The organism is Sphingobium sp. (genome assembly GCF_041987595.1).
Lineage (GTDB): Bacteria > Pseudomonadota > Alphaproteobacteria > Sphingomonadales > Sphingomonadaceae > Sphingobium.
In genome coordinates this window covers 20060-36791 of record NZ_JBHIWJ010000015.1, presented here as the reverse complement: position 1 = coordinate 36791, position 16732 = coordinate 20060, and the positions used below count along the sequence as shown (strand labels likewise).

At 62.4% G+C, this 16732-nt stretch carries 16 protein-coding genes and 1 pseudogene; 8 read left to right on the top strand and 9 right to left on the bottom strand.

Annotated elements, in window-relative coordinates; translation table 11 throughout:
- The first annotated feature begins 51 nt into the window (after nucleotides 1-51).
- The gene (locus ACFC3J_RS06200) at nucleotides 52-963 is read left to right on the top strand and encodes a tetratricopeptide repeat protein (protein ID WP_375195354.1); all 912 of its coding nucleotides are present in this window, start codon (nucleotides 52-54) and stop codon (nucleotides 961-963) included.
- Here ACFC3J_RS06200 and ACFC3J_RS06195 read toward each other — a convergent pair.
- On the bottom strand, nucleotides 960-1565 hold the full coding sequence (locus tag ACFC3J_RS06195; protein WP_375195330.1) for a class GN sortase: 606 nt from the start codon (nucleotides 1563-1565) through the stop codon (nucleotides 960-962). The genes ACFC3J_RS06200 and ACFC3J_RS06195 overlap by 4 nt on opposite strands.
- Nucleotides 1562-3682 carry a marine proteobacterial sortase target protein gene (locus ACFC3J_RS06190; RefSeq protein WP_375195329.1) on the bottom strand — a complete coding sequence of 707 codons (2121 nt, stop codon included), beginning with the start codon at nucleotides 3680-3682 and terminating at the stop codon, nucleotides 1562-1564. Before ACFC3J_RS06190 ends, ACFC3J_RS06195 begins: the two co-directional genes overlap by 4 nt.
- Before the next feature lie 179 nt (nucleotides 3683-3861).
- Between ACFC3J_RS06190 and ACFC3J_RS06185 the strand changes: the two genes are divergently transcribed.
- A complete protein-coding gene (locus tag ACFC3J_RS06185; protein ID WP_375195328.1) occupies nucleotides 3862-4584 on the top strand; it encodes a helix-turn-helix domain-containing protein in 723 nt (240 codons plus the stop codon).
- Here the strand turns inward: ACFC3J_RS06185 and ACFC3J_RS06180 are convergent, their stop codons facing one another.
- Together ACFC3J_RS06180 and ACFC3J_RS06175 are read right to left on the bottom strand one after the other, a co-directional pair.
- Nucleotides 4585-5385, bottom strand: a complete 801-nt coding sequence (locus tag ACFC3J_RS06180; protein ID WP_375195327.1) for a ThuA domain-containing protein — start codon at nucleotides 5383-5385, stop codon at nucleotides 4585-4587.
- 231 nt (nucleotides 5386-5616) lie between these two features.
- The gene (locus ACFC3J_RS06175; protein WP_375195326.1) at nucleotides 5617-5883 is read right to left on the bottom strand and encodes a hypothetical protein; all 267 of its coding nucleotides are present in this window, start codon (nucleotides 5881-5883) and stop codon (nucleotides 5617-5619) included.
- Between the two features lie 517 nt (nucleotides 5884-6400).
- On the opposite strand from ACFC3J_RS06175, the gene ACFC3J_RS06170 reads away from it, so the two are divergent.
- On the top strand, nucleotides 6401-6880 hold the full coding sequence (locus ACFC3J_RS06170) for a class I SAM-dependent methyltransferase (protein WP_375195325.1): 480 nt from the start codon (nucleotides 6401-6403) through the stop codon (nucleotides 6878-6880).
- On the opposite strand, the gene ACFC3J_RS06165 is transcribed toward ACFC3J_RS06170, so the two are convergent.
- From ACFC3J_RS06165 to cysD, 3 genes are read right to left on the bottom strand one after another with little or no spacing between them, the layout of a single operon-like run.
- Nucleotides 6873-7625, bottom strand: a complete 753-nt coding sequence (locus ACFC3J_RS06165) for a 3'(2'),5'-bisphosphate nucleotidase CysQ (protein ID WP_375195353.1) — start codon at nucleotides 7623-7625, stop codon at nucleotides 6873-6875. The two genes, ACFC3J_RS06170 and ACFC3J_RS06165, sit on opposite strands and share 8 nt — an antisense overlap.
- Before the next feature lie 44 nt (nucleotides 7626-7669).
- The gene (gene cysN / locus ACFC3J_RS06160; protein ID WP_375195324.1) at nucleotides 7670-9577 is read right to left on the bottom strand and encodes a sulfate adenylyltransferase subunit CysN; all 1908 of its coding nucleotides are present in this window, start codon (nucleotides 9575-9577) and stop codon (nucleotides 7670-7672) included.
- On the bottom strand, nucleotides 9577-10488 hold the full coding sequence (cysD, locus tag ACFC3J_RS06155; RefSeq protein WP_375195323.1) for a sulfate adenylyltransferase subunit CysD: 912 nt from the start codon (nucleotides 10486-10488) through the stop codon (nucleotides 9577-9579). The genes cysN and cysD overlap by 1 nt, the downstream gene beginning before the upstream one ends.
- A 131-nt stretch (nucleotides 10489-10619) precedes the next feature.
- On the opposite strand from cysD, the gene ACFC3J_RS06150 reads away from it, so the two are divergent.
- On the top strand, nucleotides 10620-11663 hold the full coding sequence (locus ACFC3J_RS06150) for a helix-turn-helix transcriptional regulator (RefSeq protein ID WP_375195322.1): 1044 nt from the start codon (nucleotides 10620-10622) through the stop codon (nucleotides 11661-11663).
- A gap of 23 nt (nucleotides 11664-11686) precedes the next feature.
- On the opposite strand, the pseudogene ACFC3J_RS06145 reads toward ACFC3J_RS06150, so the two are convergent.
- Nucleotides 11687-12002, bottom strand: a pseudogene (locus ACFC3J_RS06145) (IS21 family transposase); the annotation flags it as partial.
- A gap of 134 nt (nucleotides 12003-12136) precedes the next feature.
- Here ACFC3J_RS06145 and ACFC3J_RS06140 point away from each other — a divergent pair.
- Nucleotides 12137-13360: a dipeptidase gene (locus tag ACFC3J_RS06140; RefSeq protein ID WP_375195321.1), complete on the top strand. Its 1224-nt coding sequence runs from the start codon at nucleotides 12137-12139 to the stop codon at nucleotides 13358-13360.
- A 78-nt stretch (nucleotides 13361-13438) separates the two neighbouring features.
- Nucleotides 13439-14416: a site-specific integrase gene (locus ACFC3J_RS06135; RefSeq protein ID WP_375195320.1), complete on the top strand. Its 978-nt coding sequence runs from the start codon at nucleotides 13439-13441 to the stop codon at nucleotides 14414-14416.
- A 7-nt stretch (nucleotides 14417-14423) separates the two neighbouring features.
- On the opposite strand, the gene ACFC3J_RS06130 is transcribed toward ACFC3J_RS06135, so the two are convergent.
- Nucleotides 14424-15059, bottom strand: a complete 636-nt coding sequence (locus tag ACFC3J_RS06130) for a TetR/AcrR family transcriptional regulator (protein WP_375195319.1) — start codon at nucleotides 15057-15059, stop codon at nucleotides 14424-14426.
- Nucleotides 15060-15355: 296 nt separating this feature from the next.
- Between ACFC3J_RS06130 and ACFC3J_RS06125 the strand changes: the two genes are divergently transcribed.
- On the top strand, nucleotides 15356-16336 hold the full coding sequence (locus tag ACFC3J_RS06125) for a sugar phosphate isomerase/epimerase family protein (protein ID WP_375195318.1): 981 nt from the start codon (nucleotides 15356-15358) through the stop codon (nucleotides 16334-16336).
- 12 nt (nucleotides 16337-16348) lie between these two features.
- Nucleotides 16349-16723, top strand: coding sequence for a DUF6379 domain-containing protein (locus ACFC3J_RS06120; RefSeq protein WP_375195317.1), 375 nt, complete (start codon nucleotides 16349-16351; stop codon nucleotides 16721-16723).
- Nucleotides 16724-16732: the final 9 nt, after the last annotated feature.

Genomic DNA, 16732 nt, shown 5'->3' with positions numbered 1-16732 from the left:
GGGGCGGGGAAGCAAGAGACGATGAGCTGGAGCATGGGGCGCATCCTGCTGATGGGAGCGGTCGGCATAGCCACCGTTTCCATCGGCTATAATCTGGCGCGCGCGCCGGAAAAGGCGGCGGACAAGGCGCTGGGCAGCGCGCCGCTCGCCCCCGATATGCAGCAATCCGGCAATCCCGAAGCAGTCATTCGCGAGCTTCAGGACCGGGTCGGCGCCAATCCCAACGATGCGGAAGGTTGGCAGATGCTGGGCTGGGCCTATTTCGAGAGCGGGCGCCATGCTGATGCCGTGCGGGCCTATCGCCATGCCACGAAGCTGGTGCCGGGCAATGCGACCTTCTGGTCCTCGCTGGGCGAGGCGGCGGTGATGGCGAGCGAGCATGATCCGATGCCAAGGGAAGCCGCAGACGCTTTCGACAAGGCCATCGCGCTTGATCCCAGGGACCCCCGTGCCCGCTATTTCCTGGCCGTGCGCAAGGATCTGGCGAAGGATCATGAAGGCGCGATCCGCGACTGGCTGGCGCTGCTGGCCGACACGCCGCCCGGCGCGCCGTGGGAAGCCGACCTGCGCCGGACCATCGAGCAGGTGGGCAAGATCAACCGGATCGACGTTGCCGGGCGGCTGGCGGCGGTGAAGCCCAGCGCGCCGCATCCCGCCATGGGCGGCCTGTCCGTCGCGACCGCCGCCATTCCGGGCCCCAGCCGCGAACAGATGCAGGCGGCGGCCACGCTGCCCAAGGGCCAGCAGGATGCCATGGTGGAAGGGATGGTTTCCAGTCTGGAAGCCAAGCTGAAGGCCAATCCCGCGAATGTCGACGGCTGGATCATGCTGATGCGCAGCCGGATGACTCTGGGCGAAACAGCGAAGGCGACGGCGGCCTATCGGTCTGCGAAGGCCGCCAATCCGGCGCAGGCCGGGCGTTTGCGGGACGAAGCGAAGATATTGGGCGTGCCGGGGATTTAGGTTTCCTCCGCCCATGCGACATAGCGCAGCGGCCCGTGCCCCGTTGCGCCGAAGGGATAGCAGGTGGTGAGTGCCAGCAACGGTCGGGCCGGATCGCGAGGATAGGCGAAACGGTCCCAGCGGACGATCTGAAATCCGGTGATGCGATAGCGCCGCGTCCGCCCGTCGATGGATTGCACATCGATCGCGTCGCCCTTCTTCGCCTGTTTCATGAAGGCGAAATGCGTGTCGCGATGGGCCGCCATGATGCTGACGCGGCTCTGGCGGCCCATGGGAAGGAGCGTCGGGCCAAAGGCCATGGCCTGTCCCGACCCGCCGGACAGCACAATGTCGCTGACGCCAAGGCGGGGCAGGCTGATCCGGGCGATTGGCGCCGTATCGGCCCAGAACCAGGGCTTTACCGGGTGATGCTGCGAGAGGCTCTCACCAAAGGCGCGGTGGAGCAGGATTTGCGCGACCCACGCCTTGGCAGGGATGATCGCTCCTTTCGCCATGAGCATCAGGCCAAACAGGCAGAGGCCGAACAGTGCGGCATGGGAAAGGACGCGCCCGGCGGCGCGCCCTCCCTTGCGGCTGGTCCCGATGATCGAGGCGGCGGTCATGCCAGCCCCTCCCGGCGCGAGGCGCGGCGGCGAAGGGCAAGGCCGCCAAGGCCCAGAGCGAGCAGCGCCATGCCCTGCCCGATCAGCCCCGCATAGCCGGTTGCGGTCTGCGGCAGGTCCATCGCCTCCGCCTCTCCGGCAGGCTGCATCTCGCCCATCGCCGCGGTTTTGGCCGCCTGACCGCCAAAGAGAATATCGAAATCCCAACCCGCGGGCAGCAGCAGCGGCAGTTCCTCGCGGGTCAGCGTCGCGCCTTCCGGACGGGCCGGGGTTTCATCGACCGCGACCAGACTGGTCTGGCTGGTGACGAGGCTGTAGGCGAGGCCGATCCGGGCGATCGCTTCGTCGGCGGTGGCATCGTCGGTTTCGGCCGCCCAGCGCGCAGCCTCGACGTCGGCTATGCGGCGGCTGGCCCACAGTTTGGCGACGGCGGGGCTGTCCTTGGCGGAACCAAGGTCCACGCTCTGCGACCAGTGCTTGTCGCCAATGAGGCCGGAGACGGTGAGCCTGCCCGTCAGCGCCTCACCCTTGCCCAGCAGCACCAGCGGCTCCCCGGCATAGAGATCGGGCAGGTGGCGGGGCGTCAGGTCGAGCAAAGCGCCCTCCATCTTCACCTTCAGGTCACGCACGGCAGGGGCGGCCAGACGGTCGAGCAGGGCGGTCATCTTCGCGGCGACCTCCCCGCCCGTGCCGACATTGGTGAAGGTGCCGCGCCCCGCCTCCGCCATGCGGCGCATCAGATATTCATTGGGCGCGGAACCGATGCCGCTCATGAATAGCCGGCTGCGGCCGCCCTTGGCCGCGATGGTGGCCATCATCTCCTTTTCGTTGGAAATGTTGCCGTCCGTCAGGAACAATATCTGCCGGACGAAGCGGCTCTCCTGCGGCGTCCGGTCCTCCAGCGCGGCATTGAGGGCGGGCAGCATTTCAGTGCCGCCATCCGCTTCGAGGCCTTCGGTAAAGCGCCGCGCCAGCGCGACCTGTTCAGGCGAAGCGGCGACGCTTTCTTCAAACAATTTGGTCATGCTGTCGTCGAAGCGGATGACATTGAACCGATCCTGCGGGCGCAGCGTGCCCAGCGCATAGAGGAGGCTGGCCTTGGCGGCCTCCATCGATTCGCCGCCCATGGAGCCGCTATTGTCGATGACGAAGGTCATGTCGCGGGGCGGGACCGGGCCAGCGGGGTCGCGGACGGGCGGGGTGATCGCGGCCATCAGATAGGCGTCACCGTCCAGCGTCTGACGGAACAGGCCGATCGTCGGGTCGGCGCTGGCCGACCGCCAGCGCAGTTCGAAATCGCGATCCGCCGGAACTTCGCCGTCGGCGAGGCGGATGGTTTCGGCTTCCGCACCGTCATGCTGGACGGCGATGCGGTGATAGGGGCTGATGAGGTTGGCGGACCTGAAGCCGGGGGCGAGGTGGACGGTGATCGACACCGGGTTCAGGTCCTTGCCCAGCTTCGGGTGCGCGATCGGCGCCGTTACATTGGCCGCGTCGGCGGCGGGGGTCTGGGCAGGCGTGTAGCGCAGGCCAGCAACCAGCGGCAGACGCAGGGCATATTCGCCGCCCAGCTGGCGCACCGGCGCCTGATATTCGATCGCGATCAGCACGGTTTCGCCCGGCCCGACATTGGCGACGCTGTTGCGGAACAGATTGGGACGTTCGGATTCGACCAGACCCGCCTTTTTGCCTTCGTCGCGGGCCTTTTCGTAGATGGCGCGGGCTTCCTCGCGACGCTTGATGTGGCCGATGATGACGCGCTGGCCGACCACCATCTTCAGACTGTCGACCGCGCCGTCGTCGGGCAGGGGATAGAGATAGGTCGCCTCCATCCACTGGTTCCCGGTGTTGCGGAAGGCCTGCGTCACCCGGACGCGGGCGACCTGGCCGCTCACCGTAACATTCATGTCGGTGCCAAGACGCATGGCGGGCATGGCGTCGGCGACGCCCTTGCCGCGCAGCATCAGCGTGCCGCTGCCGATAGCATCGGGATCGCCCTCCGCATCGGAGGCGGAAAGGCGACTTGAAAGGAAGATCGGGGCAAGCAGCGTTGCCAGAATGAACAGGCCCAGCAGCAGGCGGCGGCGCGAACTGCTGGGGAGGGGGAGGGTGGGCATGGCTTTCACTCCAACGAAGGGAGCCATTCCAATAGGCAGCCGCCATGCCGGACAGCCATCGGCAAGCCATGCCAAACACTGCCGAAAGGCGCGCCATTGTGCGCAACGATGCAATGTCGCTTGACGGCGTGTCCGGTTTTGTGCGGAATTGTCCGGTCTTGGTTGAGTAGGGGCGAAATATGTCGGAACAGGGGGTCGCGGATCGGCTGCGCGAGGAACTGGCGCGACGGCGCATGTCGCGTCAGGCGCTGGCGGACATGGCGCGGATCAGCCTGTCGACCCTGGAAAAGGCGCTGTCCGGCAGCAGGCCCTTCACTCTCGCCACCATCGTACGGATCGAGGAGGTGCTGGGCGCGCCCCTGCGCGCCAACGCTGCGCAGGCGGGCGCGGGCGGGAAGGACCTCGCGCCTGAGCATATGGGTGCCTATGCGCGGGCTGCGGTGCACTGGATCGAGCAGGATTATGTGACGCTGCGCGCCAGTTTCGGAACGCCGGGCGCGGTCATTGCCTATCGCACGCGGATCGGGTGGGATGAAGAGGCAGGACATCTGGTCTTTGCGGAATCCGACCGGGCGGACGGCGCCTTTGCCCAGTCGGGCCATGTGTCGATGCCCAACCTGTCGGGGCATATCTATCTTGCCACCAATGAATCCGGGCAGCACCGGTTGATCATCCTGGGTCGGCCGACGCGAGACGGGCAGATGTTTGGATTGCTGACGACGCTGCAGGTGGGCGCAGGGTCGCAACTGGTGCCGGTGGCCTGTCCCGTCGCCTTCGTGCCGCAGGCGCAGCTTGCAGGTCTCGCCATGGGCGTGACGGCGGAGGGCGCCCCGATGTTCGAGGCCTGCAAGGCGATCCTCGACCGCGCCTTGCAGGATGATTTCTGCCGCTGGCGGCAATGATTATCTTTTGGCCGCCCAGCGGATCGCGTTGGTCAGTATCAGCCGGTAATTGGGATCGTCATAGGCTTCGGGCGTGTGGCCCAATGCCGAATAGACCACCCGCCCGCGCGTCCGCGAATTGATCCAGATGACCGGATGGTCGGCGCCCATGGCGATCTTGCCGGGGCGGTAGCTTTGTTCGTCGATGCGGGCGAGCACCGTCATCCCCTTTGCCGCGGGACTGGTCGCGAAGCTGTACCATTCGTCGCGGGGCGCCCAGGGAAGCTGGACGCCCGCCATGACGGGATGCGTGGGATCGGCAATGGTGACCGCAGCGGGTTGGAACTGGTCGCGACCGAGCGGATGGCCGATGAAGCGGGTGCCGATGATCGTGTCGACATACCAGGGCGCGACATGGCTGCTGTCCCCCGCGGCGTGGAGCGCGACAACGCCGCCACCCCGCGCGACGAAGCGGGCGAAGGCCTCGCGCTGACCGGCGGTCAGGAAATCGCCGCTGGCGCTGTTCAGCACGACGACCGAGAAACGGCGCAACTGAGCGTCGTTGAACACCGCCGCATTTTCGGTGACGAAACTCTGCCGGCCAAGGCTTGCCGAAATCTGGCTCAACACATCGTTGGAGTGCGGAATATGCTCGATATGGCGGAAGGCGTTGGTCTTGGAAACGATCAGCACGGCCTTGTGCAATCTGGCCGGCAGGACAGGCGGCACCGTGTCATGGGTGGGTGTGGGAAGATAGGGACTATTAGCCACTGCCTGCGTTGACAACAGCAATAGCGCCAGGCCCAGTATACGCAGCATCATTCGTCCCTCTCCGGTCCAGTTCTTTCTCTTAGACTGGCTGCGCGTTATTTGCCCAGCGTCAATCGGCCGCCTGCTCAGGTCACTGGCTTCAGATTCATGAAGTGCTACGGCAGGCTGGAAGAGCGCGGGCCGATCCAGTTCCCCGCGTCGGACGATGCCGGCTATGCGACGGGCAGCGTCCTGCCGTTCGCGGGTGGAAATCCCGGCTAAAGTCTGGCGCGGTTCGGAAAATCAGCCGCGGGACAGCCGCCGCCGATTCTTGCCGACTTCCTTGCGGTAATGGGATGTCGATGCATGCATCATTGAAAGCGGAGTCGCGCCCAGTGCGCCCGTCATCGCCTTCCATTGCAAAATGGCGGCGGCTTCGATCTTTTCGGTCACCATCTTCTGCGCTTCGGCAAAGGCGGCTGGGTTGCCCGCCATCAATTTCGGCACGCGCAGGTTGATGACCATCGCCGCTTCCACGCCGAGCTTCCAATAATCCAGCGCAATCGTCATGGGATGGGCGTGTCGCATGGTCGTCCTTGCCTCCTGCATTCGATTGTGTCGTCATGATGCTATAATGCGGCGCTTGTCGACTGCGTTTGTGACTTTCGATCCGCTTTGCGACGAATGGTGATCCATGGCGCGGCCCGATCGTTCAAGCCTCTGTCATGAAGATCATGGCATGCCCGATTATCCGCATTTGCGCGAGTTGATGGTGGCAGTCAGCTTCGTCCCGCTTGTCAGCGGATCGGACGAAGAGCAGGATGGAAATGGTTGATCCAGGTCAGGCCTTTTTTTGAGGAACTTGCCGCTGAAGGAACGGGTTTCTCTTAATGCCTGTCCACCGGGCATAAGAAAAAAGTCGGAGAGTGAAGCAATCGTGGCATCATCTTTCGGTCATGGCTCTGCGCAGCGAATAGAGAGCGGCCTACGCAGGCCCGGATTTTCGAGCCTCGCCCTGCGGGAGTTCCTCCGCAGTCCATTGTCCGTCGGCTCAGCTTTTCCCGCGTCCCGCTTTCTGGTGGAGAGCATGTTGGCTCCGGTCGACTGGAGCCACATTCATTGCGTTGTGGAATATGGGCCCGGCACCGGCATCTTTACCCACGCCTTGCTTGATCGTCTTCCCTGCCATGCACGGCTGTTGGCCATCGACACAAGTGCCGCCTTTATCGATCACCTCCGCGAGGCTACCCCTGACGGACGGCTCATCGCGGTGAGCGGATCAGCGGATCATGTCCGGCGCATCATGGCCGAGCATGACCTGGGCCAAGCAGACTGCATCATTTCAGGCCTGCCCTTTTCCACGCTGTCGCCCGAAAAGGCGGTTCGATTGATGGACGTCAGCCGCCGTTCACTGACGCCGCAGGGCATGTTTCTGGCCTATCAGATGCGCAAGGCTGTGGCGCCGCTGCTTTCCCGCAATTTTGCGACCGTCGAAACGGGGTTCGAGTGGCGCAACATGCCGCCTTGCCATCTTTATTGGGCCAGCAGTCCGCTCGGCTTCAGCTGACGGGGCGAGCCGAGACCTCCGCGATCAGGGCCAGCACCGTGCCGGCATGTTCCCTGCGGCAGATGAGCAGGTCGGGAAGGTAAACGTCGCTCTGGTTATAGACGAGCGGCGATCCATCGATGCGCGAGCAGTGGAGACCGTGCGCCATCGCCACCGCGACCGGAGCCATGGAGTCCCACTCATATTGCCCACCCGAATGCAGATAGATGTCGGCTTGCCCCAGGATCACCGCCATCGCCTTCGCGCCTGCCGATCCCATCGGCACCAGTTCCGCACCCAGCGCTTCAGCGACGGCGACCGCTTCGGCCGCCGGCCGGGTGCGGCTGATCACCATGCGCAGCTTTTCGGGCGCAGGCGGCAGGTCGCGCGGCTGATCGGAACGCAGCACCGTGCCGCCATCCAGCCCCGGCAGCGCCACCGCGCCGATGCTGGGCTGGCCGTCGATCGCCAGACCCACATGCACCGCCCAGTCGGCCCGCGCCTCGCCATATTCGCGGGTGCCGTCGACCGGGTCGACGATCCACACCCGGCTCATGGCGAGCCGCTCGGCATTGTCCTTCTCTTCCTCCGAGAGCAACCCGTCCTCGCCCCGCACTTCGCGCAGTGCAGCCACAAGGAACTGGTTCGCGGTCTGATCCCCGGCCTTGCCCAGCGCCTTGGCGCCGAACAGGCCGGAATCCCGGACGTTGATGAGGATGCGTCCGGCAACCTCGGCCAGATGAGCGGCGAGATCGGCGTCGGTCATCGCCTTGGGATCAAGTGCCCCGCTTGCCTTTGCAGTCGCTTCGCTCATGGAATCAGCCTCGCGATGATGGCGTCTGCCGCTTCCTCGGCGGTCATCGCGGTGGTGTCGATGCGGATCTCCGGATCCTCCGGCGCCTCATAGGGGCTGTCGATGCCGGTGAAGTTCTTCAGCTCTCCGGACCGCGCCTTCTTGTAAAGGCCCTTGACGTCGCGCGCTTCCGCATCGGCCAGCGGCGTGTCGATATGCACTTCGACAAACTCGCCCGGCTGCATCATCTGGCGCACCATCTCGCGCTCAGCGCGGAAGGGCGAGATGAAGGCGGTGATCACGATCAGCCCCGCATCGGTCATCAGCTTGGCCACTTCGCCCACGCGGCGGATATTCTCCACCCGGTCGGCATCGGTAAAGCCCAGATCCTTGTTCAGCCCATGGCGCACATTGTCGCCGTCGAGCAGGAAGGTATGGCGGTTCATCCGGGCGAGCTTCTTCTCGACCAGATTGGCGATGGTCGACTTGCCCGCGCCCGACAGCCCCGTGAACCACAGCACGGCCGGCTTCTGGTTCTTGAGATTGGCGTGGAAGTCGCGGGACACGTCGGTCGCCTGCCAGTGGACGTTCTGCGCCCGCCGCAGCGAGAAGTGCAGCATCCCCGCCGCCACCGTGGCGTTGGTGATCTTGTCGATCAGGATGAAGCCGCCGAGCGTCCGGTTCGCCTCATAGGGTTCGAACACGATCTGCCTGTCGGTCGACAGGTTGGCGACGCCGATGGCGTTCAGGTCCAGCGTCTTGGCCGCCAGATGCTCCATCGTGTTGACGTTGACCTGATATTTCGGATGCTGGACCGTCGCGGTGACGGTCTGGGTGCCGATCTTGAGCCAATAGGGACGACCCGGCAGCATTTCCTCGTCCGCCATCCAGACGATGGTGGCCTCGAACTGGTCGGCGGTCTGGGGCGGACTGTCCGACGCCGCGATCACATCGCCGCGCGAGCAGTCGACCTCGTCGGCAAAGCAGATCGTCACCGACTGGCCCGCCACCGCCTCTTCCAGATCGCCGTCGAGCGTCACGATCCGGCTGATGGTGCTGGTCTTGCCGGAGGGCAGGACACGGATGGCGTCGCCCTTGCGCGCCGTGCCGGTCGCGATCTGGCCGGAAAAGCCACGGAAATCGAGGTTCGGGCGATTGACCCACTGCACCGCCATGCGGAACGGCTTTTCCTGATCGGAGACCTGATCGACCTCGACCGTCTCCAGATGCTCGATCAGCGCAGGCCCCTTGTACCAGGGCGTATTTTCCGACGGGCCGGTGATGTTGTCGCCCTTGAAGCCGGAAATGGGCATGGCCGTGAAGGCCTTGATGCCGATGCTGTTCGCAAACTCGGTATAATCCTTGACGATGGCGTCGTAGACCGCCTGGTCATAGTCAACCAGATCCATCTTGTTGATGGCGAGTACGATATTCTTGATGCCGATCAGATGCGCCAGATAGCTATGGCGGCGGGTCTGCGTCAGCACGCCCTTGCGCGCATCGATCAGGATGACGGCAAGATCGGCGGTCGAGGCGCCGGTCACCATGTTGCGCGTATATTGTTCATGGCCGGGCGTGTCGGCAACGATGAACTTGCGCTTTTCGGTGGCAAAGAAGCGATAGGCGACGTCGATGGTGATGCCCTGTTCGCGCTCGGCGGCAAGGCCGTCGACCAGCAGGGCGAAATCGATCTCCTGCCCCTGCGTGCCCACGCGCTTGCTGTCGGCTTCCAGTGCGGCGAGCTGATCCTCGAAGATCATCTTGCTGTCATAGAGCAGGCGGCCGATCAGCGTGGACTTGCCATCGTCCACCGATCCGCAGGTGATGAAGCGCAGCATCGTCTTGTGCTCGTGCACCTTCAGATACTGGTCGATGTCCTGCGCGATCAGGGCGTCGGTCTTGTAGATGACATCTGCGTCCGACATCAGAAATACCCCTCCTGCTTCTTCTTTTCCATGCCGGCGCCGCCGGCGTCCTTGTCGATGGCGCGGCCCTGTCGTTCCGATGTGGTGGTCAGCAGCGTTTCCTGAATGACCTCCGGAAGCGTCTTGGCCCTGCTCTCGACCGCGCCGGTCAGCGGATAGCAGCCCAGCGTGCGGAAGCGGATCGAGCGCATTACCGGCTGCTCCCCTTCCTTCAAGGGAAAGCGGTCGTCATCGACCATCAGCAGCATGCCGTTGCGCTCCACGGTTGGGCGCTCTTCGGCGAAATAGAGCGGCACAATCGGCACGTCGTTCAGGTGGATGTACTGCCAGATGTCCAGCTCCGTCCAGTTGCTGATCGGGAAGACGCGGATGCTTTCACCCTTGTTCTTCTTGGCGTTGTAGAGGTTCCACAATTCCGGCCGCTGGTTCTTTGGGTCCCAGCCGTGCGAGGCGGTGCGAAAGGAGAAGATGCGTTCCTTGGCGCGGCTTTTTTCCTCATCACGCCGCGCGCCGCCAAAGGCCGCGTCGAAACCGTAAAGGTTAAGCGCCTGCTTCAACCCTTCCGTCTTCCACATGTCCGTGTGCAGCGGGCCATGGTCGAAGGGGTTGATCCCTCGTTCCTGCGCTTCGGGATTATGGTAGACGAGCAGTTCCATGCCTGACTCCCGCGCCATGCGGTCGCGCAGTTCATACATCGCCTGGAACTTCCAGGTCGTGTCGACATGCAGCAGAGGGAAGGGCGGCGGCGAGGGGTAGAAGGCCTTGCGCGCCAGATGCAGCATCACGGCGGAATCCTTGCCGACACTATAGAGCATCACGGGCTTCTCGGCTTCCGCCACGACCTCCCGCAAAATATGGATGCTCTCCGCTTCAAGACGCTCCAGATGCGTCAGCCTCTTCGAATCGATCATCGTTCACCCACTTTCTCTTATGGGTGCCTGATGGCAGAAGGCACGAAAGACTGGACCTCCCATATGGGAGGATATACATATTAGCCATGCGGCTTGACGATGGCGGATTATTGGCGGCTCTCCATGAGGGTATGTTTGAGCAACCCCTTTGGCACGGGTTTCTCGAAAGGTTGCGCGCCCGAACAGGCGCAACCTATGTGAGCCTCGCTTTTCGGCCGATCGATGAGGAAAGGATCGTCGAACTTTATTCGGGTCCGCCCATGTCCCGGCAGATGGGGCGGCTGTTCGATGAAAAATATGTGCGTGACCCCTTGCCTTACCGACAGATGCGGGAGGGGCGCATTTATACGATGGAAGAATTGCTCAACACGGCGGACGCATTTCAGCAGGCCTATCGTGATGAGTTTCTGAAAGGCATCGGCGTCACCAACATGCGCCTGATGCGCGTCAGCGAACCAAGCGGTATCGACGCCTGGCTGAGCTGCGCGGGGGGGCGGGAAATAGGCTCGGCGGTGAGCGCTCTTTTGACTGCGCTTGCCTCGCATCTGCGCATTGCCTTGCGCACCTTTGTTGCGTTCGAACGGGAAAAATTCCGGTCGTCGGTGACGTCCGAGGCTTTCGGCCGGCTCAATTTCGGCTGGCTGACGCTGGACGCCCAATGTCGCATCATCGACATGACGCCCAATCTTGAACAGATCTTCCAGCGATCCAGCGTCTTGCGGCGCGGCAGATATGACCGTCTGATGCCAGCTTCTCCTGCCATCGACCGGGAGCTGAGTACACTGGTCAAGAGCTTTGCGGCCGATGCGGAGGGAAAGCCAAGGGCGATCAACCTCAGCCGGGATCCGTTGATCGACATGCTGATCCGTCCTGTTCAGGACCGTTCTCTGTCGGCCCAGTCGCTGCCGGTTGCCATTGCCTATATCAGCGGCGACCGCTGGTCGCAGGCAGACCGCTGCGATCAGCTGGTCGATCTTTTCGGCCTGCTGCCCAGCGAAGCCCGATTCGCCTGGGCCATCGCCCAAGGGATGACTATAGCCGAAGCCGCGGAGGATCTGGGGCTGACGGTCGAAACAGCGCGCAACTATTCGAAAAAAATCTACGCGAAAACCGGCTCGCGGGGGCAGGCCGAACTGGTGCGCAATATATTGACCAGCGTGCTGGCGCTGGCCTGACCCATCTTTATCCAGGGCTTTGGGATCGAGACCTGAATGTGCGTCCGGCGCGAGTAACCCAGCGTCGCGACGAACAGATGGTATGAGCCATCTCCTCTCCGACCCACAACCTGCACTCGCGGAAACCAATCTGAAGCCGATGGCCCGGCGGTATCTCGAACCGAACTGTAGCCCGTTTCTGAGGCCGCGGCTCGCCGCCAGCGCTGGAACCCGGCGCTAGACCGGCCGTAGTCCGATTACGATCCCTTGCTCGCTCACCAACTCCTGGCGCAATATGTCAGCGCGGAGATATCGTCGCACCATATTGCGAATACAGCCGGGCTCCCTCGACAGCCGCTTCCCGGATCATGGTTCCTCCAACGGAGCCGCTGCAGAGCGATGAAGCGGTTTATGGTGGATTTTCTGCCGGCATCCGTTTCAATAGACGGCAATTGCATGTCATGCGTCCTGATTTACCATTCCATGGAGAATTGATGCGATCGATGCTGCTCATGGGAACGGCCCTTACCGTTCTTCTTGCGGGTCCGGCTCAGGCGCAACAGATTCCCAAGGCGGTCATGCAACTGCATCAGCGCCTGATCACGCTCGACAGCCATCTCGACACGCCCGCCTCGCTCGATCTGCCGGGCTGGTCGATCGAGAAAGAACATGACTTTCATGGCGATTATACGCAGGTCGACCTGCCGCGCATGAAAAAGGGCGGTTTGGACGGGGGTTTCTGGGCCATCTATACGCCGCAGGGACCTTTGACCCAGGAAGGCTTCCGCAAGGCACGCGATTTTGCGATCATGCGTGGCGTATCGATCAGGGAGATGGTCGCATCCGACCCTGTGAACTTCCAGCTTGCGCTGGAGGCGAAGGACGCCGCATCCATCGCGGCGGCACGGAAGCGGATCGTCTATATGTCGATCGAAAACTCCTATCCGCTGGGTGAGGACGTATCGCTGCTCAAAACCTTCTACGACATGGGCGTGCGGGTGTCGGGCTTTGCCCATTTCGCGCATAATCAATTTGCCGACAGTTCCACCGATCCGTCAAAAAAGCCGCGCTATGGCGGCCTCAGCCCACTGGGCAAGGAACTGCTGAAGGAAATGAACCGTCTGGGCGTCGTGCCCGACGCATCACATAGCAGCGATCAGGTGCTGGACGATCTGCTGACGCTTTCTACCACGCCGGTCCTTTTGACGCATTCAGGTTGCAAGGCGATCTATGACCATCCGCGCAATATCGACGATGATCATCTGCGGGCATTGGCGGCCAGGGGCGGGGTCATTCAGATGAACGCCTATGGCGGTTATCTGCGCGCATCAAAGCCCAATCCGCAGCGGCAGGAGGCGCTCAAGGCGCTGAACGGTCCAATGCGCGAAGACGTCAGGCTGACGGCCGAGAAGCGCGCAGAACTGCTGGCGAAGCGACAGGAAATCGATCGGCTTTATCCCGAAACGGACAGGCCGGACTTCGATGACTTCATGGCCCATATGCTTCATGCGTTGAAGGTCGCCGGGGCGGATCACGTCGGCATCGGGCTGGATTGGGATGGCGGCGGCGGCGTCGTAGGGATGGAAGATGTGGTCGATATTCCCAGGATCACGGCCGCCTTGTTGAATGCAGGGTATGGCGAAAGCGACATTCAGAAAATCTGGTCGGGCAATGTGCTGCGCGTACTCGCGGCGGCTGAAACGGCGAAAGGTAAATAGACCACTCCTCTATCTTGTGTCCGATAAATTATATTCTCGGACATTGATTTATGTGGTTGAAAGCCCCATGAAGTTCCCATGGTCCAACGTCTTCCGGTTCCCGCCGATCAGGGCATATTGCCCGACATCTTGCGCGCAGAGGTCGAGCGCGCCGCCGATTATGCGCGAGCCTCGCGCTCGGCCGCGACGCAGCGGGCCTATGCGTCCGACTGGCGGATCTTTCAGGGCTGGTGCGAAAGCCGCGGACTGCAAAGCCTGCCGGCGACGCCCGCCATCGTGGCGACCTTCCTTGCAAGCGAAGCGGATTCCGGCGTGAAGACACCGACGATCACGCGCCGCCTGGCTGCGATCGGCTATCATCATCGTCAGGCCGGGTTCGATCCGCCGCAACAGCAACCCGGCGCGGGCGCGCTCAAGGAAGTCGTCGCGGGTATCCGCAAGGCCATCGGCACGCGCAAGGATCGCAAGAAGCCCGCCGATGCCGATGCGCTGCGCGACATGCTTCGCACGATCGAGGGTGATGATCTCCGGGCCTCCCGTGACCGGGCCGTGCTGGCAATTGGCATGGCCGCTGCGCTTCGCCGTTCGGAGCTGGTGGCGCTGGCTGTGAACGACGTCGAACTGACGCCCGACGGCCTGCGTCTGCTTATCGGCCATTCCAAGACCGATCAGACGGGCGAAGGCGCCGTGATAGCCATTCCCGAAGGGCGCCGCATCCGGCCCAAGGGGCTGCTTCTCTCCTGGATGAGCGCCGCCGGGCATGATGATGGTCCGCTTTTTCGCCGCCTGACGCGGTCGGGTGAGTTGACCGGCGATCCCATGTCCGATCGCGCCGTTGCCCGGCTGGTGCAACGCTGCGCTGGAGATGCCGGGCTGGATCCGTCGAAATTTGCGGGGCATTCGCTGCGCTCCGGCTTTCTTACCGAAGCGGCGCGACAAGGTGCCAGCATTTTCAAGATGCGCGACGTCAGCCGTCACAAATCGGTTCAGGTCCTCTCTGAATATGTGCGCGACTCTGAATTGTTTCGCGATCATGCTGGCGATCGCTTCCTGTAGAGCCGCTCTATTCCGTCGATAGCAGGAAGGCCGCGCACATTTTGCCGAGGTCGCGCTTCAATATCTCCCAATTTCCTTCCCACGCGGCGCTCATGGCCGAACCAAAGCCCAGGTAGCGCGCGATCGCGGCATAGACGATCCGATAGGCCGAACGGACAGCCTGTTCCGGATCGGGCTGACGAATTTCGTGGCGGTATCCGAGCATGGCGGAACGCGCCCGGTCGGCCAGCTCGGCATAGCTGGCCTTGCCAGCCGCTGCGACGAGCGGATCGTTGGTGGAACGCAGCATCATCGGCCGCATCAGTTCGGCATGGTGGCGCAGCGTGTTCGCGATCCCCTCCACCATCAGCATGACCAGTTCACGCAGATTGCCGGCTTTTTCTTCGGCTTCCGCAATGACGCGCAACTGTTCCCGGTTGACCGCTTCCAGCACGCGGGCTTGCACAGCGCGGATCAGTTCATCCTTGCTGTCGAACCGGCAATAGATCGATCCGATCGATACCTTGCCCAGCTTGCCAACTTCCTGGAGCGTGAAATCATCATTTCCCCGTTCACGCAGCAATTGCTCGGCAGCAGCGATCATCCGCTCGAAGGACGCCTGGCTCCGCTGCTGCCGGGGTACCCGCGCGGGAGTGGCGCTCATTGATGAAGCTAAATCGGTCACGCCCCTCTTCAGTCCCTGCCTGTCGCCAGCCTGTCAAGAACTGGTTCCAGCCTGTCAAGCAAAAGACATCGCGTCATGCTCCTCATGGAACGATATCCGTGTTGGCATAGATCCGCTCGTCCGTGAAATTGCGGACAAGACTTGCTCTTCCAGCGGCCCACGGGTCGACGAAGCTCATTTGGGGAGAACGTGATTCCGACGGAAGGTGATTGACCGCTGCGGCAACCGCTATATAAGAACAAACATTCTAATATCAATGGCCGGAGCGGAGTTCCATGTTCAAACGCGGCGTCAGCCTTTACAGCTTTCAGGAAGAATTATTCCTCGGGACAATGACGGTCGAGGATTGCGTGGCCTTTGCCGCGTCCATCGGCGCCAACGGAATCGAAATCCTGCCCGAACAGAATATGCCGGGATTTCCCAACATCGATGACGCAACCATCGATCACTGGCTGGCGATGATGGACAAATATGGAACCATGCTGACCTGCTACGACATGTTCCTAGATACCAAGCGGCGCAAGGACCGCCTGATGACCGATGAGGAACAGGTGGAGTCCATTGTCCGCGATCTGAGGCTTTGCAACCGGTTGGGCATCAGGAACATGCGCGTGCTGGTGTTCGTGCGGCCGGACATTCTGGAACGCTGCGTGCCCTATGCCGAGCAATATGACATCCATATGGGCGTCGAGGTTCACGCGCCCTGGAGCCTGGACCATGCCTGGATTCTCCGCACGGTGGAAGTGGCCGATCGTCTCAACACCAAGCATCTGGGTATCCTGCCCGACATGGGCATTTTCATGAAACATTATCCGCCCGAATTCCGCGACCGCTTTTTGCGTCAGGGCGCGACGCCCGCAATCGTCGACTTCATCATCGACCAGCATGAACAGAAGATCATGGCGGAATATACGATCTATGAGGTGGCAGTGAAGATGGACGGGAACAAGGCTGACATCGCCATGGCCGAAACACTGCGCCACGCCCCTTATTCCAACCCGAAGCGGATTCGCGATTTCATCCCCTATTTCCGCCATATCCAGGCGAAATTCTATGGAATGGCGGAGGACTGCACCGATCCCGCCATCGCCTATGACGATGTGATCCCGGAACTGATCGCAGGCGGTTGGGACGGGTATCTCTCGTCCGAATATGAGGGCAATCGCTGGGTGCAGGATGCGGGGCCGGTCGACAGCCGCGAACAGGTTCGCCGCCAGCATGTCATGTTCCAGACCCTCGCCAACAAAGCCGCCTGAAGGAAATCGCCCATGTTCGACAAATATCTCATCATGGAAGACAGCCTGCGGGCAACCTCAAGCGGTTTCGCCTTCGATGCGCGGCTCGGCTATTATCGGGGCATCGGCCTTTCGATGATCGAGGATCTTGCTGTCACGCTCGACGGCGAAGCCCAACCGCGCCAGTCCGTCTTCTTCGAACAGAATGGCAGGAGCTGGAGTCTCGACGCCATCGAGGAGGCGTATGATGACCGTTGGGAATTCGGCTCCGTCGCGACCATCCGGATCGAGCGCGACGGTGACCTGGCGCCTGGTAGACACAGCCTGTCCCTCAAGGAAAAACTGCGCATTTCCTACCTGCCTTTCCCCCTCTTTGCCGAGGACAGCAAGGACATGCAGGTCGAATGAATGATGAAG